Raw genomic sequence first — 20453 nt, forward strand, 5'->3', positions numbered from 1 at the left:
CGGGGGTTGCACACCTTTTACACAGGGTTTACCCACCCGGTCTTGTTAGCCTCGACGCAGTCAGCACAGACTGAATATCACGTGAACAACGATTCATGGTGGTTGTTCAACCAGAGCAGCGGACGAGGAATGCAGCGATGCTCCGTCCCGCTCGTAGTGAAGTAGCTACGGAGCAGGATCCGCAGACCGTGGAGGTAGCAGTGGCCGGCATATTCGAAGTGTTTGTTGACGGGGACTCCTTTTTCAGGTTCCGCCTCAAATCACCTGATGGAGCGGTCATTGCCGTTTCGACCCAATACGAGGACAAGCCAGCGGTTGCCGCCGGCATCGCCGCAGCGCGGGAGTGTGCAGGCATGGGACTGGTCACCGACCTTTGCCCGGCGGCGGGCGTACGTGAACCTGCCGCGACCGCTCTTCCGAACGCAATCCCCCACGCTGCTGTTTCCCAGGCCTGTGACGAACCGCGGAAGGCCGCAGACGGATTCCGCACCCGAGCCAGGGAACTCCGGCGAGCGGCAACCGCGCCCAGATGGACCGGCGCGGCGTAAGAGGTCGGTAACGTCAGGACCGACGGCGCACTGGGGGACTCACCTGGGTCTCAGCAGGCAAGATGCGCCGCCGGCCGTTTTGGTCCAGCCCTAATTCTCCCACTCATTGTCTGCCGAGGCCACATTCCCAGCCTGTCAGTCAGTCGTGCCTGCGCGCTCGACTCGGCTGCACACGTGGCGGTTCGCCCGGCATCTTCGGGTAGTCAGGCGGGAACGGCATTTCCCCGAGCCCTGCGCCGAGGTCGCGTTCCCACCATTGAAGCAGGACGTCGATCCTCCCTGCTTTGGAATTCATGTCACTCCACGGATCGCCAAGGGCTTTCAACCTGCCGGGCACGGTCAGGATGGTGAAGTTCTTCGGGTCCGCAGATTCAAGTTCGTCCCACGTGATTGGACAGGACACGGAAGCATGAGCGAGCGCCCTCGGACTGTACGCGCCCGCTATGGTCCGGTCACGGTTGGCTTGATTAAAATCGACGAACACCCGTTCACCTCGTTCTTCCTTCCACCAGGCCGTCGTGACCTTGTCCGGCATTCGGCGCTCGAGCTCCCGGGCGGCGGCAATGACGGCATGCCGTACGTCCAAGAACTCATGCGAAGGCTCGATCGGGGCATAGACGTGGAGCCCACGGTTTCCGGAGGTCTTGATGAAGGTGGTCAATCCGGCCTCCGCGAGTACACCTTTCAGCGCAAGAGCCGCGGGAATCGCGTCGTCGAAATCTGTTCCGGGCTGCGGGTCCAGGTCGATCCGCAGCTGGTCAGGGTTGTCCGTGTTTTCGACCCGCGAAGGCCATGGGTGAAAGACCACCGTGTTCATTTGGACTGCCCACACAGCCGCGGCTGGCTCATCGAGCACCAATTGGGGATGCGAGCGCGCACTCGGATACACCACCTTCACTGATCGGATAAAGTCCGGTGTCCCTTTGGGCGGATTCTTGGAGAAGAACTGCTCGCCGTCGATGTTGTCCGAAAAGCGCTGCAGCGAGACCGGCCGGTCGCCGTTTGCAGAGATGAATGGCTCCCCGACATCAACGATATAGCGCGCGAGATCCAGCTTGGTCAGGCCGAGCTCCGGCCAAAGGACCCGGCTAGGACTGGAGATCCGTATTTCGCGAGGACCGTTCGGGCCGTCAACGGTGAGGATGGTTGCTTCGGTAGCCATGGGGACAAGCTACTCCGACGCTACCCACGGTGTCAGCAGCTTGAACGAATTCCGCATTCATCGCTCATCGCGACGGTTTGAGAACCATCGCTGACCCTCCTCCGCGCCGCACTGGCTCTGCGGCAGCGATCATGAGCCCGCCGGGCCTGAACTCGATCGCCGTTGCCGCACCGATCTCCGCGGCCGAGGTGAAAGCATCACCCGATGGCGTGAACTGATGGCCAAACGGTGTCAATTGACTCCCATACGCCGTGATGAAGTCCGGCTCGGCCGTCACTTTGGCGGTGTTCCGTTGCGAAGCACGCGGGGCAGCGATCGCATCGGAGATGCTCATGCCCAAGTCCACCCTGTTCAGAATCGTCTGCAGCACGGTGGTGATGATGGTCGATCCACCGGGTGAACCGAGGGCGAGGAACGGCTTGCCATCCTTGAGGATGATGGTCGGGGACATCGAGGAGCGCGGGCGCTTGCCCGGCTCGATCCGGTTCGGATCAGTCGCGTTGTAGACGGTCGAGAAATCGGTCAGCTCGTTGTTGAGCAAGAAGCCCCGCCCGGGCACTACGATTCCCGATCCGCCGGTCTGCTCGATGGTAAGTGTGTACTCGACCACATTTCCCCATTTGTCCGCGACCGTCATGTTGGTCGTCGAGATGTTCTCGGTGTCCTTCTCATCGGCGAGCGCGGCCGCGGAAGCCGGGCACACGCCGTCGTACCCGGTCACATCCCCCGGTGCGACGGGCTTCGTGGCCGCGTGCAGCGGGTCGATCTGGCAGGCGCGTTCCTTGCCGAAGATCGGGTCGGTGAGCGCTTCCGTAGGAACATCGACGAAGGCCGGGTCCCCAACGTACTTTCCACGGTCGGCGAACGCGAGCGCGCTCGCCTCGAGGTAGTGATGCAGGGCGGCGGGTTTGGACATTTCCGAGAGGTTGACCGCGTCCAGGATGTTGAGCGCCTCGCCCACGGTGGTGCCCCCGCTGCTCGACGGCGCCATGCCGTAGACGTCGAGGCCGCGGTAGTCGACGTGGGTGGGCGCCTGGTCCAGGGCCTTGTAGGCGGCGAGGTCGGCTGTGGTCATGTGCCCCACGGGGACGGGAAGCGTGGTGGTGGCAGTCTTCGGCGGGGCCTGGACTGTTGCCGCGATCTCGGCGGCCAGCGGGCCGTCGTAGAAGGCGCTGATGCCCTCCTTCGCGAGGAGCCGGTAGGTCGCGGCGAGGTCGTGGTTCTGGAAGACGCTGCCGACGGCGGGTGCGTCGCCTCCTGGTAGGTACAGCTTGCTGGTGGAGCTGAACGCCGCGAAGCGGAGCTTGTTGTCGAGAGTCTGTTGGCGGAAAGTTGGGTCGACGACGAAGCCGCGGCTCGCAACCTTGATTGCCGGCTGGAGGGCATCTCCAAGGCTCAAAGTACCCCAACGGTCCAGGGCGCGCTCCCAGGTTGCCGCTGTTCCGGGGACACCGACTGAGACGCCACTGGTAACTAGCTCGGGCGTGAAGTTGTACGGCTTCCCCGTGGCGGGATCGATGAACGCGTCGTGGGGCATCGCCGCCGGCGCGGTCTCGCGCCCGTCGATGGTGCCGATCTTGCCGGTCTTCGCGTTGTAGAACACGAAGTAGCCGCCACCACCGATCCCGGCACTGTACGGTTCGGTCACGCCCAGCGTCGCGGCGGCGGCGACGGCCGCGTCGGCTGCGTTGCCGCCCTTGCGGAGGACCTCGATGGCGGCAGCGGATGCTTCTGGGTCTACGGTGCTGACCGCGCCGCCGTATCCGGTGGCGGTGGCGGTCTTTTCGGTCTGGCGCGGATCGGCAAAGGCAGGGTTGGTGACGGCGCCGCTCGTCACGCTTACCGCGAGTACTGCCGTCATGGTGGCCAGTCGAAGTTTGAGATGTGACATGGTCGCTCCTCAATTGGTGGTGCGAGGTGGGTGTGGCCACCCTACTCCGCAGCTACGCGACGCTCAACGGATCCAGGCAAGCCGGCAGTCCCAACAACCTTGTGCAAACCATTGACAAACTTGTACAAGACTTTCCATACTTGCAGGACAAGGTTTCAACGAAGCAACTGGAGGACAGATGTCGGCAAAACTCACGGATGTCGCAAAGCTGGCGGGGGTCTCCCTGGCAACGGCGTCGAGGGCATTCGGAGACCCCGGCCGGCTGGCAGCCGAAACGCGGCAGAAGGTCATGGCCGCGGCCGAGCAGTTGGGATACGACGTGCCCGGAGTGACGGGCAGCCGGACGTTCGGCGTCATCGTCCCCGACATTTCAAATGCGGTTTTCGCCGCCCTCATCAAAGCCATCCAGGACCAGGCATGGCACGGCCGCCACCGGATGGTCCTCGCCGACACCTCCGAGTCCTCCTCGCGGGAACAGGCACATCTCGAATCCTTCGCGACGGGCGTGGATGGGATCATCCTTTGCTCGCCCCGCCTGCCTTCCGAGCAGATTCACAATCTCGCCGGTAGCGCGCCGCTGGTGGTCATCAATGGCGAGGCCGAGCACGCCGCGCGGGTGCTCATGGAAGCCGGCGAGGGAATCCGCCAAGCCGTCGAGCATCTCTATGCACTCGGCCACCGCAAGCTCGCCTATATCCCCGGACCGGCGTCGTCGTGGGCCAACGGCCAACGCCGTGCAGCGATCACCCGCTTCTGCGCCGACTGGGGCATCGAACTCGTGACCGTGGGGAACCAGAATGCAACGGTCGACGGCGGACTGGCCGCGGCGGCTTCCGTGGTCGCCAGCGGTGCCACCGCTGTTATTGCCTACAACGACCTGGTCGCCATCGGCATGCTCGCCGGCGCCCGGACCCTCGGCTACCACTGCCCGGAGGACATCAGCGTTGTCGGCATCGACGACCTCGACATTGCCGCCGCGGCAGAACCGGGGCTCACCTCCATCCGCGTACCCATTGACCGAAGCGGCGCCCTCAGCCTTGAGCTCCTCCTGGAGCAGATGGCCGGAAAGCCGACAGCAACTGAAGCCGTGCACCTCAGTTCACAACTCATCGTGCGTGGCTCCACTTTTGCCGCGCGCACCGCAGAGCAAGCCCTCCAGGGAAAGTAACCATGAGAATCGTCATCGCAGACCCCAACCTGATGCCCCACCGCTCCACTTTCGAAACCGCGCTTCCCGAGGGCGCCCTTGCCTCCTGGCACGACAGCTGGAGCGAGCATGCGGTGCTCACCGACCTCAAAGATGCCGACGTCTACGTCGGGCCACGTTTCACCGAAGCCATGGGCGCGGCCGCGGGCAACTTGCGCCTGGTCCACGTGGGCGGTGCCGGATACGACGGTATCGACGCGTCCGCACTGCCCGCAGGGGCGGTGTGCGCGAACACCTTCCACCACGAAAGCTCCATTGCCGAACACATCGCCACGGTTTTGGTGGCCCTCCGTCGCAACCTGATCGGTCAAGACGCGGCGCTTCGGAGCGGTGTCTGGTCTTCGTCCGTTTACTCCTCCGAAATCCGCCAGCCGGAAACACTGCGCGGCGCTGTGGTGACATTCCTCGGGTTCGGGCACATCGGCGGAGCGGCATGGTCGCTCCTCAAGGCCTTCGGCGCCGAAGGCATCGCCATCACCCGCAGCGGAAGCGTCGACGCACACGCCAACTCCTTACGGTGGGCAGGCACCACTGAACGCCTCGGCGAGGCACTGAGCGAATCGGACATTCTGGTGGTCAGCATCCCGCTAACGGAGCAAACCACCGGCATAGTGGGCGCGGCCGAACTCGACGATCTCGGTCCGGACGGGTTGCTCGTCAACATTGCCCGCGGACCGGTCGTCGACGAAACCGCCCTCTATGAAGCCCTGAAAGACCGGCGGATCGCGGGCGCTGCGATCGATGTCTGGTACCAATACCCGGGCACTGACGGCCGCGGCGATCCTTCCACCCTGCCGTTCGGCCGGCTGGACAACATCATCATGACCCCGCACTCCTCCGGCGTCACTGCAGAGACCTTCCGCAGCCGTGCGCTTGAGATCGCCGAAAACATCACCCGCCTTTCCAAAAACCAGCCGCTGAAGAATGTAGTGATTTCCCGATGACCCGAAAAATCGTCGACGTCGACGTCCTGGTAACCAGCCCCAGCCGCAACTTCGTCACCCTCAAGATCACCACCGACGACGGCATCGTCGGTTGGGGTGACGCCACGCTGAACGGCCGCGAACTCTCTGTCGCGAGCTATCTGCGCGATCACCTTGCCCCAGCCCTGCTGGGCAGGGACGCGGACCGCATCGAAGACACCTGGCAATACTTTTACAAAGGTGCATACTGGCGCCGCGGGCCGGTGACCATGGCCGCGATCGGCGCCATCGACCTCGCCCTCTGGGACATCAAAGGCAAGGCCCTCGGGGTTCCGGTCTACCAACTCCTGGGCGGCGCGGCCCGCGACAAGATCCTCACGTACACGCACGCCACCGGCTGGGACCTTCCGGAGTTGCTGGACTCGATAGACCAACGCCGCGAGCAGGGCTTCCGCGCCGTCCGTGCCCAGTCCGGCGTCCCCGGCCTCGACAAGGTTTATGGCGTCACCAAGGGTGCCGCGAGTTATGAACCGGCCGGACGCGGTGCCGGTCCAGTCGAAGAAGACTGGGACACCTCTGCCTACCTGCGCCACGCCCCGAAGATCCTCTCCGCAGTCCGTGAGCACGTCGGTCCCGAGCTGAAGCTCCTCCACGACGTCCACCACCGGCTCAACCCCACCGAAGCCGCCCGCTTGGCCCGCTCTTTGGAAGACGTGGACCTGTTCTGGCTCGAGGACGCCACACCTGCCGAGAACCAGCGGCTGTTGCGCACGCTGCGCCAGCAGACCACCATTCCGCTGGCGATCGGCGAAGTCTTCAACACCGTCTGGGACACCGAGTTGCTCATCACTGAACGGCTCATCGACTACATCCGCACCGCCGTCGTGCATGCCGGAGGCATTTCCCACGTCCGCAAGATCCTGGCTCTCGCCGAGGTCTACCAGATCAAGGGCGCACCCCACGGCCCGTCCGACGTCTCCCCCATCAACCTCTCGGCATCGCTGCACCTGGGCCTGGCCACCAGCAACTTCGCCATCCAGGAGTACATGGGCTACGACCCCTTGGTCTCGGAAGTCTTCCAATCGAGCTTCCGCTTCGAAGACGGCTACCTGCACCCAGGTGACGAGCCCGGCCTGGGCGTCCAGGTGGACGAAGCAGCCGCAGCCCGCTTCCCGTACACGCAGGCTTACCTGCCCATCGCGCGGGAGCTCGACGGCTCCATGAAGGACTGGTGAAACATGGCCACGTCAATCCTGCCGCCGCTCAGCGCGGAAACGCCCGGAATCCTTCGCCGAAGCGTCGCCCCTGCTCCCGGCATCGTGCACCTCGGCTTCGGAAACTTCCACCGCGCACACCAGGCCGTGTACACGGAAGCCGCCATAGCCGCCCACGGCGGTGACTGGGGGATCATCGGAATTTCCAGCCGTTCCTCAGCCATCACCGATGCCATGCACGCCCAGGACATGCTCTACACCGTGGTGGAAATCTCGCCCGAGGGATCGAAGTTCTCGACCCCGCGCGTGCACACGGACGCCTTCGTCGCAGCACAGGAACCGGAGCGCGTCGTGGCCGTCATCGGTGCCGAGACCACGCGCATCGTGTCACTGACGGTTACGGAAAACGGCTACACCTACAGCCCGGCAACGGGCTCGCTGAACGTTGCCGACCCTGACGTCCAGCACGATCTCGCCAACGGCCCTGCGCCCTACACCCCGATCGGGCAGATCGTCCGCGGGCTTCAGCAGCGGGCACGAACCCACGGCAAACCAGTGACGGTCCTCAGTTGCGACAACCTCGCGGACAACGGGCACCACACCCAACGGCTCGTCCGCGAATTTGCCTCATTGCTCCCGGCCGGCGAGGCCGCCGAGACGCTGCGATGGATCGACGCCAACGTCACCTTCCCGTCATCCATGGTGGACCGGATCGTGCCCGCCACGACGGACCACTACCGTGGCCTCGTCGCCGAACAACTCGGCTACGCGGACCAGATCCCCGTCCCGGCCGAACCCTTCACGATGTGGATCCTGGAGGACAACTTCATAGCCGGCCGCCCTGCGTGGGAGGCCGGAGGCGCGATCTTCACGGACGACGTCGCAGCCTATGAGCAGCTCAAGGTCAGGCTCTTGAACGGCACCCATTCCCTGATCGCGTACCTCGGGGCCCTGTCCGGTGCAGCCACCATTCCGGACGCGACGGGCATCGACTACATCGAAGCCGCCGCCCGCCGGGTCCTCCGCGACGAGTACCTGCCGAGCGTCACTGTGCCCGGAGCCGTCGACGTCGAGGCCTACGAGGAGCAACTCTTCTCGCGGTGGCGCAACTCGGCATTGGGGCACCGGACCAGCCAGGTAGGCAGCGACGGCTCCGTCAAGCTTCGCCAGCGGATCCCGATTCCCGCCTTGGAAATGCTCGACGCCGGCGCCATGCCCCACTACCTTGCCCTCACCGTCGCGGCGTATCTCTCATGCATCGCGCCGCTTCAGGGATTCGAACCCGGCAACCATGCCAAGGAGATGCAAGACCCCGCCCGCGAGACACTCCAGGAGCTCGCAAAGGGATCAAGCTCCGGGCGGGAGCTCGCCGCAAAGGTGCTCGGCGAGCACCATCTTCTCGGTGACGAACTCTCGACCCGTGAAAGCTTCATCCGGCGCACCGGCGAGTTCATCGACATCATCCACCGGCAAGGCCCCCTCGCCGCCGCAAACGCGGCGGTCGAGTCAACATCACTTCTTCCCGCACAGACCCGGAGCATCCGATGACCACCCAAACTGTCCGCCGCACTGACGGATCCTCCCTGCCGCTGGCCACGGAAGCCGCCGTGCTCCACGGCGCAGGAGATCTCCGTATTGAAGAGAAACCCCTGAAGACCCTGGGGCCGAACGATGTCCTGGTAGAAATGCGCTCCGGCGGAATCTGCGGCTCGGACATGCACTACTTCGCTGACGGCCGCAACGGCACCAATGTCCTCCACCAGCCCACTGCCCTCGGCCACGAGGGAGCCGGCGTCGTCATCGCATGCGGTGAAGCAGCCGGCATTGCCGCGGGCACCGCCGTCGTGATTGAACCGGCGCTCCCGTGCCGGGACTGCCCAACGTGCCTCTCCGGACGCTACAACGTGTGCCCGACGGGGACGTGCTTCGGTTCCCCGCCCACGGACGGGGTGTTCGCCCGCCACGTGGTGGTGCCCGAAGCCGCCCTCCACGAACTCCCGGCCAACATCCCGGCCGAGATCGGGGCAGCGATCGAGCCCCTCGCCGTCGCCGTCTGGGCGGTTGAACGCGCCCAAGTCCAAGCCGGGCACCGGGTACTGATCACGGGCGCCGGACCGATCGGGCTGCTCGTGGCCCAAGTGGCGGCATCCCGCGGCGCGTCGGAGATCATCGTGACCGACGTCAACGACGATCGCCTCGCTGTCGCCGCCCGGTTCGGCGCCACCCGGACCATCAACACCTCGGTCACCGCTTTGGATCTGAAAGACATGGATCGCCTGATCGAATGCTCAGGCAACACCCGCGCGCTGGCCGACGGCATCTACACCCTCGCGCCGGCAGCCCGGGCCACCGTGGTCGGCCAAGCCCGCCCCACGGTCGACGGGATCCCGCTCGGTTTCCTCCAACGTTTTGAAATCGACCTGGTGACCGCGTTCCGTTACGCCAACGCGTTCCCGACGGCGATCCAGCTCGCCTCCTCCGGGGTGGTGGACCTTCGCTCCATCATCACCGCCACATATCCCCTCGCCAACGCGGCGGCCGCACTTACCGCCCCCGTGGCAGACCCCACCAACCTCAAAGTCCTCATCACCTACTGACTCGGCCCACGTACGGGCCAGCGGACATCCATTCAAAGGAGTATGGAAATGACCACAGCAGCAAACCTCCCGCCCACGCCGGTGGACCAAAGCAAGGTCCGGAAAGCCGCCGTCGCCGGGCTCATCGGCACCACGCTGGAACTCTACGATTTCGTCATCTATGGCACCGCGTCGGCACTCGTCTTCAGCAAGTTGTTCTTCCCGAACATTTCGCCCGCCGCAGCGCTACTGGCCAGCTTCAGCACCTTCGCCGTCGGATTCCTGTTCCGCCCGCTCGGCGGAATCTTCTTCTCCCACTTCGGTGATCGCCTCGGCCGCAAGTGGGTCCTGGTGGTCACCTTGCTGCTCATGGGCGGGGCGACGCTGGCGATCGGGCTCCTGCCGACCTTCGGCCAGATCGGCCTCTTTGCGCCGGTGCTGCTGTGTCTCTGCCGCGCTGCCCAGGGCTTCGGCGCCGGTGCTGAACAATCAGGCGGCGCAACTCTGCTCACGGAGTCCGCAGCCCCTGGAACCCGGGGCAAGCTGGCCTCGCTGATCATGGTTGGCGCGGCCGCAGGAACGGCGCTCGGCGCACTCGTGTGGATCGCGGCGCAGTCCTTGGCACCCAACGACATGCTCACGTGGGGTTGGAGGCTCGTCTTCCTCTCCAGCATCTTCGTGACCATCGCAGCGCTGGTCATCCGGCGCAAGCTGGACGAATCACCGGTCTTCGAAGAGATCAAGCAGGCCCGCACGGAACCCCCGGCACCCCTGCGGGAAGTTGCCAAGTACGGCAAGGCCAACGTCCTGCGCGTCATCCTGATGAACCTCGGAGTCAGCACGCAGTCCTACACCATCCAGGTGTTCATGGCCTCGTACCTGATCACCGTGATTGGAACGGACCCGAAGTTCATTCCCCCCGTGCTCCTCATCGGTTCGCTCTGCGGCGGCGTCGCGGCCGTCTCCTTCGGAATCCTGTCCGACAAGATCGGGCGCCGGCGCGTCGTCTCACTTATCACCGGGGCACTCATCCTGTTCCCCGCCCCAGCGTTCCTGCTGCTGACCACCGGCTCGCCGGTAGCCATCGTGTTGGTGGTTGTGGTCGGCTTCGTCCTGGCATGCCAGGGCGTGGTCGGCGTGCACATGAGCTACTTCCCGGAGATCTTCGGCAGCCGCTACCGTTACGCGGGTGTCACCTTGGGCCGCGAGTTCTCTTCCATCATCGGCGGAGGCATCGCTCCCATGATCTGCGCTGCCCTGCTGGGCATGTTTAGCAACTCATGGATTCCTGTGGCGATCTACATGTCGGCGACCATGCTGATCAGCTTCATCGCCACCCGCATGTCACCGGAAACCCTGAACCGCGACCTCACGGACCCCGAGGACGCCGCCCACAGCAAAAGCGGGATTGTCCCGGTGACCTCCGAAGCGCAGCACGCCTAATAGCACCCGAAGGGCCTCGACGGCGGCAAGTGCCGCCGTCGAGAAGGCCCGCCAGCCAACCACCGCACGAAGGACATCCATGTTCCATCTCGAAACCCCGGACACCGTCTCCCGTCCGGCGCCATCCGCCATCCTCCGCGACACCAGGGTCGTGGCAGTGCTGCGGGCCAAGCATGCCAAGGACTACAGCCCCGTCATCGAAGCCCTTCGGGACGGCGGTGTGCTCAGTATTGAGTTGACCTTGAGCACGCCGGGGGTGTTCGAGGAGCTTCCGCTGTTACTGGACCGCTTCGGTGATGCCGTGGAAATCGGCGTCGGCACGGTGACCACTCCTGCCGAAGCCGAAACGGCGCTCGACCTGGGCGCCGCATACATCGTCACGCCCATCACCGAACCGGACGTCATCACCGCCTGCGCTCGACGCGGCGTGCCCGTCTTTCCTGGCGGGCTCACCCCCACCGAGCTCCACACTGGTTGGAAGCTGGGCGCCACCGCCGTCAAACTCTTCCCCGCCTCTACGGTCGGGCCCGGCTACATATCGCAAGTCCGCGGGCCGTTCCCTGACATCCAAGTGGTCCCCTCAGGCGGCGTCAATATCGAAGACGTACCTGCATGGATTCGCGCAGGCGCATTGGCGGTGAGCCTCGGAGGGCCGCTCCTCGGCGATGTCTTCAAGGGCGGGAGCCTGCCGGAGTTGACCACGCGGGCGCGGCGGGTCCGCAAGCTCGTTGATGAGGCACGTGAATCCCTATGAGTCATGGAACATACGTCGTCACCCTTGGCGAAACCATGGCGCTCATGGCTTCGGACAAGGCCGGCCCGCTGGCCCATGCGTCCACCTTGAGCCTTGGCATCGGAGGTTCTGAATCGAACGTGGCCATTGGCCTGCAACGCTTGGGTGTCCAGGCTGTCTGGTGCGGCCGGATCGGGGCGGATTCGCTCGGCCAGCTTGTGGAGCGGGAGATCCGCGCCGAGGGCGTCGTCGTCCACGTGACGGTGGACGACGACGCGCCCACCGGCCTGATGATCAAGGAACGCCGGACCCCGACAGCCCAGAAGGTTGCGTACTATCGCTCCGGCAGTGCAGGTTCCCGGATTGCGCCCGACGACGTCGACGAACGGCTGATTGCGGGGGCGGCGTTGCTCCATGTCAGCGGGATCACCCCGGCACTCTCTCCGCAGGCCGCTTCCACCCTTCACTACGCTATCGCCGCGGCCAAAGCAGCCGGCGTTCCGGTCTCTTTCGACCTGAATTACCGCAGCAAGCTCTGGGACGCCGGGACCGCCGGACGCGCCTACCGCGAGATTATCGCGCATGTCGACATCGTTTTCGCGGGCCTTGAGGAGGCCGAAGTCGCGATCGGGACAGCCCGCGACGCCGAAGAGGCCGCCCGATGCATCGCTGCCATGGGTCCGAGCCAAGTGGTTATCAAGCTGGGTGCAGATGGCGCCTTGGCATTCATCGACGGCCAACTCTTCAGACAGGAGGCGATGGCAATCGACGTCCTCGATACCGTGGGCGCCGGCGACGCGTTCGTGGCCGGATACCTCGCCGAATTCGTAGAGGGCCTGGGCGCGGAGGAACGTCTTCGGACAGCAGTGAGCACGGGGGCTTTTGTGTGCCTTGTGCCCGGCGACTGGGAGGGGCTCCCCCGGCGCGATGAGCTGCGACTCCTCGGCAACGGTGAACCGGTCAGTCGATGAGCACATCGTGACAACCGTTCCCGGGACCATGGCGCGGCTTGGCTGAGACAGTGGAGCAGCGCGTGGCCGTCATTTCGACAACCCTCGACCTGGCCCGCCAGGCCGAACCGTAACTTTCCCTTCGTCCGGGACGATTACCCCAGAGGGGACGAATGTCCACGTCCCGGCAAGGGGGCCTAGACTGTACGGGCTCCGTCGGTTCAAAGAATGCGAGGTGAAACCGTGCCGGATGGCCCTATCACTGGGGACAGCGAGGCTCTTGTTGCGGGTAGGTACAGGCTGGGAACGCTGATCGGCCGCGGCGCGACCGCGTCGGTGTACCGGGCGCAGGACGAGAGGCTAGGCCGCGACGTGGCGCTAAAGCTCTTTGCTCCCCTGCTCAGCGGGCCGGACGAGCTCGCCCGGCATGAAAACGAGATGCGGCTCCTTGCGACATTCAACCATCCGTCGCTCGTGACTCTCTTCGACGCCGGTACCGACCATCGGGACCCGGAGCATGCCCGGACATTCCTCACTATGGAACTGATTCACGGTCCTGACCTGTACGCCAGATTGCGGGACCGACCGCTGACGACCCGGGACGTAGCCCACATAGGAGCGGATCTGGCGTCTGCCCTGGAATACATCCATGGGCGCGGGATCATCCACCGCGATATCAAACCCGCGAATGTCCTCCTGGCCGATTCCCCCGTAGGATCCCCCATCCGGCCTAAGCTCACCGACTTCGGAATCGCCCGCATCATCGAGGGAACGCGCCTCACCGCAACAGGCACGATGGTGGGAACCGCCGCATACCTGAGCCCGGAACAGGCCACCGGCTCTGCCCTCGGACCGGCCAGCGACATCTACTCCCTCGGACTCCTGCTCCTCGAATGCCTGACCGGAAAGCTCGAATACCCGGGAACCAGCGTGGAGTCGGCCGTTGCCAGGCTCCACCGCCCACCCCGTGTGCCGCAGGTCCTTGGGACGCGGTGGGTTGACCTCCTGACCGCCATGACATCGACTGAGCCCTCTGCGCGTCCCGGCGCACTGGAGGTTGAGCAAGCACTCCGGGATGCCTTCAGTTCCGGCGTCCCCGCGGCGACGCCCGTTGCCCCGAACGGAGCGACGCAGAGCCTTCCCCGTATGCCCGATCGCCCGCCCCGCACAGCAAAGGCAACTATCCAGATGCGGGTGCAGCCCGCGGCAGCGCCAGGCGAAAACGCGGGCGATGGCGCCGCGATCGGTCCGGCCGTAGGAAACAGGCGCGAATGGCGAGGGAAGCACGTAAGCCGCGCGCGCAGACTTGCGTGGGCTGTCGGCGCGGCACTTCTCACCACCGCCCTGGTGATCGTTGGTGTGAGCGCCTTCCAGCCGCCTGCTCCCGCCGCCCCGGCCCCGTCCGTCTCGGCAACGCCCACGCCCAGCGCCTCAACGCCAACGCCGTCACCGAGCATTGAGCCATCGACGCCGGTTGCGCCGGTTCCCGTAGCACCGGCCCCAGGGCACCGCAAGGGCAACGGCAAGGGTAATGGCGGGTAAGAACGGTCCCGACGGCAACGACGGTTGCTAGAGTCCGCTATCGCGGCTGTCCCTCGTCACGATTCGTTCCCCGGTTGCCGGGTCTACAGTGGCGCGGCTTTCGGTGATTCGACGGGTCCGGCGCGGGCCGAACACAACGAGGGAAACGATCAGGCCGATGACGCCAGCGACCATAAGGATGTAGCCGACCATGTGGAGGTCGATGAATGACACGACGTCTCCGGGGATGGCGAAGGCCAGAATAGCGCCGATGGCAATAAGGAAGATGGATGATCCGATACCCACTGCTGTACCTCCTGCTGAACCGCGGACCCGGCGGTGGCGGGTAATACTAAGCTTGCTTGGCATCGCCTAAGCTACACGCCGGCGCCCCATCCGGCAACCACATCCCAAATAGCGCCGAGCTGCAGAAATGGCCGGGTCCGCACTCTTTTCAGAGCGCGGACCCGGCCATTGCCTGTTTGGCCTACTTTGAGACCGGAGTCTTCTTCCCAGTCAACGCGGCCCAACGGGAGGCCAGCCCCCACTTGGTGACGTTGATCATGGCCTCAACAACAATGTTGCCGCTCATCTTGGAGGCCCCGAGCTCGCGCTCCACGAAGGTGATGGGGCGTTCAACAATCTTCAGGCCGAGCTTGGCGACCCGCCATGCCAAGTCCACCTGGAAGCCGTAGCCAACCGATTCGACCTGGTCCAGCTTGAGCGCCTCAAGGGTGCTGCGGCGGAACGCACGGTAGCCGCCGGTGATGTCTTTGATCTTCAAGCCAAGCATGAGCCGGGCATAGGTGCTGCCCGTGCGTGAAATCGCCTGGCGGTAGAGGGGCCAGTTCACCGTGCCGCCACCCGGAACCCAGCGTGAGCCCATGGCGAGGTCGGCGCCATCGTTGATCGCGTCCAGCAGCAACGGCAGTTGCTCTGGCTGGTGCGAACCATCGGCGTCCATCTCAACGAGGACGTCATAACCTGCGGCCATACCCCACTTAAATCCGGCAATATACGCGGCCCCGAGGCCTTCCTTGCCCTTGCGGTGCAGGACATGGACCTGGCTGTCCTCGGCGGCGATGCTGTCGGCGAGCTGTCCCGTGCCGTCAGGGCTGTTGTCATCGACAACCAGGACGTCGGAGGCGGGCACAGCCGCGCGCAGCCGTCCAAGGGTCTTGGGTAGCGATTCCAGCTCGTTGTACGTGGGGATGATCGTCAGGACACGCAAGAAGAGGCCTTTCCTTGATGGAGCGGTCAGTGGGCCGGAGCAGCAGCATGGCTGGCATTCAGGCGCAACTCTCCATTATAGGACGACAACTTGACGCACCCGGGCCACCTGTGGCTTCCGCCACACAAGTCGCGCGTGGCCGCGGGCAGGTCCACAAGCCCAGGTCCAGTGCCGGCCCGCGTGTTGAACTCGAGGCCGAACCGTTTTCTGCAGCACCGTGGACCTGCCCACTACGAGTGCCGCGGTCTTGGAAAACGGGTCCGTTGACAGTTTTTGGCAGCGGACCCCACCGCGGCCAGACAACCAGGTGTTCCCTGTGGAAGCCTGTTGACCCTAAATGCTACGGACTTCACAAATCCTGTCAAGCGCCGCCTGAGCTGGGGCTTTGTTCATACACGCAGGTCAGGGGCCCTCAGGACCAGCAAACGATCTGCAACTATGACCGCAAAGTTTCACTCGCGAAGATCTCCTGGCCTTCGCGCACGGTCAGCAGGCAAGCGGGATCGCTGCCGCTGTCCAGCGCGGGGAGGAGGGGCGTTCGTGCGCGCGGATCAGTGGACCAGGACTGGACGCGGTCGTCGGCAACTTGCACCATCAGTTCTTCGACTTCCCACACCGCAAAACTTGCCGGGGCCCCGGGGACCAATTGCCCCATGAGTGGATTGCGCTCTTTGCTGGCCCGCCAACCGGCCCGGGTGTGTCCGAGGAACGCAGCCCGCGCCGAGATGCGTTGATCCGGATTGCTGTGTTCCAAGCATGCCCGCACGCTGGACCAGGGGCGCAACGGGGTGACAGGACTATCGCTTCCAAAGCAGACCGGCACGCCCTTGGAGTAATACGAAGCGAAGGGGTTCATGGCCAGGCTTCGCTCCCCCAGGCGCTGCTCGTACAGTTTCCCTGGCCCGCCCCAGGCGGCGTCGAAGGCGGGCTGTGCGCTCACCGTAATCGAATACTTCGCCAGCCGGGCGAGATCGTCGGCGTCCGCCATTTCCACGTGTTCGAGCCGGTGCGCAGCGGCACGTACCCTCTGCTCCCCAACTTCCGACGCGGCACGGTCCAAGGCATCGAGCGCCGTTTTGAGTCCCGCGTCGCCAATGACGTGGAAGCCTGCCTGGATGCCGAGCGCTGAACAGGCGGCAAGGTGGCCGGCGGCTTCGTCGACGGAGACATAGAGGCTTCCGCGGTGGCCCGGCGCGTCGGCGTAGTCTGCGCTAATCGCGGCCGTTCGCGATCCGATGGAACCGTCGATGTTCAAATCACCGGCCAGGCCAAGGACGGCAACGCCCAAGCCTTCCAGGATGGCAGAGGCGTGCTCGGCCGAGGTGGCCAGTTCGCCCCAATAGGGAAGGATTCCGGGGACGCCCGCCCTGCCCTCATTCCACGATGCGGAGTTCCACGACGCGGACATCCGGAGGTCTTCGACACTGCAAATGTGCGGTGCCGCCATTTCGGCCAAGGCGACATAGCCGTTGGCGGCGGCCTCGCGGAGGGCCAGTTCCTGGTATCGGCGGCGTTCGGCGTCGGGGAACTGCCTGGCAGCCAGCCGGGCAGCAGTGTGGGCGGCCCTCTGGACGTGCGCTGAACCGTCGTACCCGTCGATGCCGTCCAGGCCGGCCGCGGACGCCAAGGAGGATGAGGCAAGGGCCGAGTGCGCATCCACTCGCGCCAGGTACACCTTGCGCCCGCCGGCGGCGCGGTCGAGCTCCTCGGGCGTGGGGAGCGTCCTTTCGTGCCACACGGACTCGTCCCAACCGTGGCCAAGCACGGCGGCGGTGGTGCCGAGAGCCTTGGCGGCCAGGGCGACGGCGTCGAGCAGTTCCCGTGCGGAGTGGACCCCGGCCAGTTGGAGGGAATCCGAAGCAATTCCGGTCTCCGTGAGGTGCATGTGCGAGTCCACGAAACCGGGCGCCAGCAAGGCCCCCCGGAGATCGATGACCTCCATCGAAGAATCGGCGATCGAGGTAGCTGCCTGCTCCGAACCAACCCAGGCGACAGTGTCGCCGTCAACCAGCATTGCGGTCGCGAAGGGATCGGCGGCCGTGTAGACGGAGCCGTTCCGGTACATCGTGACCTTGCGGGGACGGGTATCGGCGGGCACGCCTGGATGGGTCATGGAAATGCTCCTTGCTGGGAATCAGTGGTGGGTCAGGAGACGTTGGAATACGCGACGACGCCGCGGCGGACCAAGTCGATCGCCTCGCGGCACATCTTGGTCTGGCGCCGTTCGAGCCCTGGAATCTTGGCCATCTGGTCCAACAGGTCGATCACTTGCTTCGCCCAGCGCACAAAGTCGCCCGCAGCGAGGTCGGTGCCGCTGAGAACCTCTTGAAGATGGCGGCCCTTGGCCCATTTGAAGATGGGCCACACGAGTCCCAGTTCCGGCTCAGCGGTCAACGGCAGCCTGTTCTTGTCCTCGACGTCCTCCAGCGCAGACCACTCACGCACCACGATGTCCACGGATGTTTCGAGGGATACGGACGGCATTTTGGGCCGCAGGCCGCGATCGTCGCGCTTGGCTTGGTAGACCATCGTGCTGGCCAGCGCGGCCAGCTCGGCGGCATCGAGGTCCTTGATGGCCCCTTGCCGTATGGATTGCGAGATCAGCAGGTCTTTTTCGCCGTAGATGCGGCGCAGGCGCTGGCCGTCCGCGCTGATGGTGACATGGCCGGCGTCGGACGTCTGGAGGTAACCGTAGGCGGCGAGGACATCGCAGACGCGGTCAAATGTCTTCGCGATCGTATTGGTACGGCCCTGGATCTGCCGCACGAGCCCATCGGTTTCATGGCGCAGTTTCCACCAGCGCTCGGCCCAACGGGCATGGTCCTCGCGCTCGCTGCAGCCGTGGCAAGGATGGGCGCGCAGTGCCCGGCGGAGGTCCGCGATCTTCTTTTCCTGGTCCGGCATGTAACGTGCCCGGCCGAAGTCCTCGCTCCGGTTCGTGCCGCGGGCCGGCGGACGTCCCTCGCGCACGGCGTTCCGCATGGCGGATGCCAGATCACGACGGGATTTGGGCAGCTTCGCGTTGAACGACTTGGGAATCCGGATCCAGGACACAGGAGCAACCGGCCCCTCGACTTCGTGGGCACCGATCCTGTGCAACTGATTGTCTTCCGTCAGGACAGCGGGCCGCGGTTCACGCGAGTTGGGATCGGCGTTGAGCACGACGGCGTAACCCGGCGTGCGCCCGCCAGGAACCTTGACAATGTCGCCGGGCATGAGCCGGGCCAAGGAGTCCACGGTCAGCGATTTGCGGGCCCGCGAGGTGCTGCGTGAGGCAAACTGCTCGGCCTCGCCAAGGTCCCGCCGGAGTTTGGCGTACTCGGTGAAGTCGCCCAGGTGGCACTTCATGGATTCCGCATAGCCGGCCAGCGACTCTTCGCGGCTTCGAACCTGCCGGGCCAGCCCCACCACGGAGCGGTCCGCCTGGAACTGGGCGAACGACGACTCGAGGATTTGCCGTGCCCGGGGCCGGCCGAACTGGGCAATCAAGTTGATGCTCATGTTGTACGTGGGACGGAAGCTCGAGTTGAGCGGATAGGTGCGCCGCGAAGCGAGGCCGGCGACGGCGGCGGGATCAGTACCCGGTTGCCAAAGGACCACGGCGTGGCCTTCGACGTCGATTCCACGCCTTCCGGCACGCCCGGTCAACTGGGTGTACTCCCCCGCGGTGATGTTGACATGTGCTTCGCCGTTGAACTTGTCGAGCTTCTCCAGGACAACGCAGCGGGCTGGCATGTTGACGCCCAGCGCGAGGGTCTCCGTGGCAAAAACGGCCTTCACCAGGCCATCGGCGAAGAGCGTCTCCACGACTTCCTTGAAGGTCGGCAGCAAACCGGCGTGGTGTGCAGCGAGCCCGCGGAGCAGTCCGTCACGCCAGCTCCAGAATCCCAGGACATCGAGGTCGTCGGCGGGAATCTCGCGGCTGGCCTCATCGACCCGGGACGCGATGATCTGTTGCTCGCGCTCCGTTGTGAGCCACAGCCCGGCGGCGGCACACTGGGCGACTGCCCCGTCACAGCCGGCACGGGAGAAGATGAAGGTAATGGCCGGTAGCAGTCCTTGGCGGTCCAGGCTCGCAATGATCTGGGGCCGGCTGGCCTTGCGCACCGGACTGCGCTGCTCCCCGGCAGTGTTGTCGCGCTGGCGGTCCTGCCGGCGGCGGCTGCGTCCGCCATGGCCAAAGCGGCCACGGAAGTTCATCTGGCTTTCCGCCCGGGCCATGGACAATAGTTCCGGGTTGACCTCGAATTCCCGCTGCAGGGGATTCCGCTCAGGCTCGCGCACTACTTCCGGCGCGGGCGCTTCGCCGTCTGGCGCCTCCGGAGCGATCTCGTCAAAGCTGGTATCCCCCGCGAAGAGATCGACGATCTCACGCCCTACCATGACGTGCTGCCACAAGGGGACGGGACGGTGTTCGGAGACTATGACGTCCGTGTGTCCGCGCACTGTGTCAAGCCACGCGCCGAACTCTTCCGCGTTGGACACCGTGGCGCTGAGGGAAACCACTTGCACCTCGCTGGGCAGGTGGATGATCACTTCTTCCCAGACTGCGCCGCGGAAGCGGTCTGCCAGGTAGTGCACCTCATCCATCACCACGTAGCCAAGGTCCCCCAGGGTGTCCGAGTCCGCGTACAGCATGTTCCTGAGAACCTCAGTGGTCATCACCACAATCGGAGCCTCGCCGTTGATGGTGGTGTCACCAGTCAGCAGTCCCACGCTTGAGGCACCGTACTTCGCCGAGAGCTCGGAGAATTTCTGGTTGCTCAGTGCTTTGATGGGCGTCGTATAGAACGCCTTGAGCCCGCGTTCGAGCGCCAGGTAGATGGCAAACTCGCCCACGATTGTCTTCCCGGCCCCGGTGGGCGCCGCCACCAGCACTCCCTTGCCTTCCTGGAGCGAACGGCACGCGTCACGCTGGAAAGCGTCAAGTTCGAACTCCAGCGACTGGGCAAAGGTGCCTAGATAGGTTTTCGACTCAGCACTCCGCTGCGCTGCGGCTTGAAAGGCTTCTGAGGGCGAAAGGGCCCCTGAATTGGAGGACATGCTTCAAGCCT

General features: G+C 64.9%; 16 protein-coding genes. 10 read left to right on the plus strand and 6 right to left on the minus strand.

Features of this window, described 5'->3' with window-relative positions; translation table 11 throughout:
* Positions 1-137 precede the first annotated feature (137 nt).
* Entirely contained in the window at positions 138-548 is a 411-nt protein-coding gene (locus ACFVTG_RS01560) for a DUF1508 domain-containing protein (RefSeq protein ID WP_350225172.1), read from the plus strand.
* A 139-nt stretch (positions 549-687) separates the two neighbouring features.
* Here the strand turns inward: ACFVTG_RS01560 and ligD are convergent, their stop codons facing one another.
* Together ligD and ggt are read right to left on the minus strand one after the other, a co-directional pair.
* Positions 688-1710, minus strand: coding sequence for a non-homologous end-joining DNA ligase (ligD, locus tag ACFVTG_RS01565; RefSeq protein WP_390277457.1), 1023 nt, complete (start codon positions 1708-1710; stop codon positions 688-690).
* A 64-nt stretch (positions 1711-1774) separates the two neighbouring features.
* On the minus strand, positions 1775-3601 hold the full coding sequence (ggt, locus tag ACFVTG_RS01570; RefSeq protein ID WP_390277459.1) for a gamma-glutamyltransferase: 1827 nt from the start codon (positions 3599-3601) through the stop codon (positions 1775-1777).
* Between the two features lie 178 nt (positions 3602-3779).
* On the opposite strand from ggt, the gene ACFVTG_RS01575 reads away from it, so the two are divergent.
* From ACFVTG_RS01575 to ACFVTG_RS01615, 9 genes are all read left to right on the plus strand, one after another.
* Positions 3780-4769: a LacI family DNA-binding transcriptional regulator gene (locus tag ACFVTG_RS01575; RefSeq protein ID WP_284755587.1), complete on the plus strand. Its 990-nt coding sequence runs from the start codon at positions 3780-3782 to the stop codon at positions 4767-4769.
* A gap of 2 nt (positions 4770-4771) precedes the next feature.
* Complete coding sequence (locus ACFVTG_RS01580) at positions 4772-5752, plus strand: 2-hydroxyacid dehydrogenase (protein WP_390277462.1); 981 nt, start codon at positions 4772-4774, stop codon at positions 5750-5752.
* Positions 5749-6966 (plus strand): D-mannonate dehydratase ManD, encoded by a 1218-nt coding sequence (gene manD / locus ACFVTG_RS01585; protein ID WP_284755591.1) that lies wholly within the window; start codon positions 5749-5751, stop codon positions 6964-6966. The genes ACFVTG_RS01580 and manD overlap by 4 nt, the downstream gene beginning before the upstream one ends.
* Positions 6967-6969: 3 nt before the next feature.
* A complete protein-coding gene (locus tag ACFVTG_RS01590; protein ID WP_390277465.1) occupies positions 6970-8493 on the plus strand; it encodes a mannitol dehydrogenase family protein in 1524 nt (507 codons plus the stop codon).
* Positions 8490-9542 (plus strand): NAD(P)-dependent alcohol dehydrogenase, encoded by a 1053-nt coding sequence (locus ACFVTG_RS01595; protein ID WP_390277468.1) that lies wholly within the window; start codon positions 8490-8492, stop codon positions 9540-9542. Before ACFVTG_RS01590 ends, ACFVTG_RS01595 begins: the two co-directional genes overlap by 4 nt.
* Positions 9543-9590: 48 nt before the next feature.
* Positions 9591-10964 (plus strand): MFS transporter, encoded by a 1374-nt coding sequence (locus ACFVTG_RS01600; RefSeq protein WP_390277470.1) that lies wholly within the window; start codon positions 9591-9593, stop codon positions 10962-10964.
* 79 nt (positions 10965-11043) lie between these two features.
* Positions 11044-11718 carry a bifunctional 4-hydroxy-2-oxoglutarate aldolase/2-dehydro-3-deoxy-phosphogluconate aldolase gene (locus ACFVTG_RS01605; RefSeq protein WP_284755597.1) on the plus strand — a complete coding sequence of 225 codons (675 nt, stop codon included), beginning with the start codon at positions 11044-11046 and terminating at the stop codon, positions 11716-11718.
* Positions 11715-12668 (plus strand): sugar kinase, encoded by a 954-nt coding sequence (locus ACFVTG_RS01610; RefSeq protein WP_284755599.1) that lies wholly within the window; start codon positions 11715-11717, stop codon positions 12666-12668. The genes ACFVTG_RS01605 and ACFVTG_RS01610 overlap by 4 nt, the downstream gene beginning before the upstream one ends.
* A gap of 222 nt (positions 12669-12890) precedes the next feature.
* Entirely contained in the window at positions 12891-14189 is a 1299-nt protein-coding gene (locus ACFVTG_RS01615) for a serine/threonine-protein kinase (RefSeq protein ID WP_390277472.1), read from the plus strand.
* A 27-nt stretch (positions 14190-14216) separates the two neighbouring features.
* Here ACFVTG_RS01615 and ACFVTG_RS01620 read toward each other — a convergent pair whose 3' ends face one another.
* From ACFVTG_RS01620 to ACFVTG_RS01635, 4 genes are all read right to left on the minus strand, one after another.
* Positions 14217-14474: a DUF6458 family protein gene (locus ACFVTG_RS01620; RefSeq protein WP_284755601.1), complete on the minus strand. Its 258-nt coding sequence runs from the start codon at positions 14472-14474 to the stop codon at positions 14217-14219.
* A gap of 181 nt (positions 14475-14655) precedes the next feature.
* Positions 14656-15399 carry a polyprenol monophosphomannose synthase gene (locus ACFVTG_RS01625; RefSeq protein WP_284755602.1) on the minus strand — a complete coding sequence of 248 codons (744 nt, stop codon included), beginning with the start codon at positions 15397-15399 and terminating at the stop codon, positions 14656-14658.
* Between the two features lie 436 nt (positions 15400-15835).
* Positions 15836-17512 (minus strand): amidohydrolase, encoded by a 1677-nt coding sequence (locus ACFVTG_RS01630; protein WP_390277474.1) that lies wholly within the window; start codon positions 17510-17512, stop codon positions 15836-15838.
* A 32-nt stretch (positions 17513-17544) separates the two neighbouring features.
* Positions 17545-20442 (minus strand): RNA helicase, encoded by a 2898-nt coding sequence (locus ACFVTG_RS01635; RefSeq protein WP_284755605.1) that lies wholly within the window; start codon positions 20440-20442, stop codon positions 17545-17547.
* Positions 20443-20453: the final 11 nt, after the last annotated feature.

It is taken from the genome of Arthrobacter sp. NPDC058127 (assembly GCF_042884555.1).
Lineage (GTDB): Bacteria > Actinomycetota > Actinomycetes > Actinomycetales > Micrococcaceae > Arthrobacter.

Coding starts and splice junctions, on each gene's coding strand:
- ACFVTG_RS01560 (WP_350225172.1), top strand. CDS start 138: ATGCTCCGTCCCGCTCGTAGTGAAGTAGCTACGGAGCAGGATCCGCAG.
- ACFVTG_RS01590 (WP_390277465.1), top strand. CDS start 6,970: ATGGCCACGTCAATCCTGCCGCCGCTCAGCGCGGAAACGCCCGGAATC.
- ACFVTG_RS01575 (WP_284755587.1), top strand. CDS start 3,780: ATGTCGGCAAAACTCACGGATGTCGCAAAGCTGGCGGGGGTCTCCCTG.
- ggt (WP_390277459.1), bottom strand. CDS start 3,601: ATGTCACATCTCAAACTTCGACTGGCCACCATGACGGCAGTACTCGCG.
- manD (WP_284755591.1), top strand. CDS start 5,749: ATGACCCGAAAAATCGTCGACGTCGACGTCCTGGTAACCAGCCCCAGC.
- ACFVTG_RS01595 (WP_390277468.1), top strand. CDS start 8,490: ATGACCACCCAAACTGTCCGCCGCACTGACGGATCCTCCCTGCCGCTG.
- ligD (WP_390277457.1), bottom strand. CDS start 1,710: ATGGCTACCGAAGCAACCATCCTCACCGTTGACGGCCCGAACGGTCCT.
- ACFVTG_RS01600 (WP_390277470.1), top strand. CDS start 9,591: ATGACCACAGCAGCAAACCTCCCGCCCACGCCGGTGGACCAAAGCAAG.
- ACFVTG_RS01610 (WP_284755599.1), top strand. CDS start 11,715: ATGAGTCATGGAACATACGTCGTCACCCTTGGCGAAACCATGGCGCTC.
- ACFVTG_RS01605 (WP_284755597.1), top strand. CDS start 11,044: ATGTTCCATCTCGAAACCCCGGACACCGTCTCCCGTCCGGCGCCATCC.
- ACFVTG_RS01630 (WP_390277474.1), bottom strand. CDS start 17,512: ATGACCCATCCAGGCGTGCCCGCCGATACCCGTCCCCGCAAGGTCACG.
- ACFVTG_RS01635 (WP_284755605.1), bottom strand. CDS start 20,442: ATGTCCTCCAATTCAGGGGCCCTTTCGCCCTCAGAAGCCTTTCAAGCC.
- ACFVTG_RS01580 (WP_390277462.1), top strand. CDS start 4,772: ATGAGAATCGTCATCGCAGACCCCAACCTGATGCCCCACCGCTCCACT.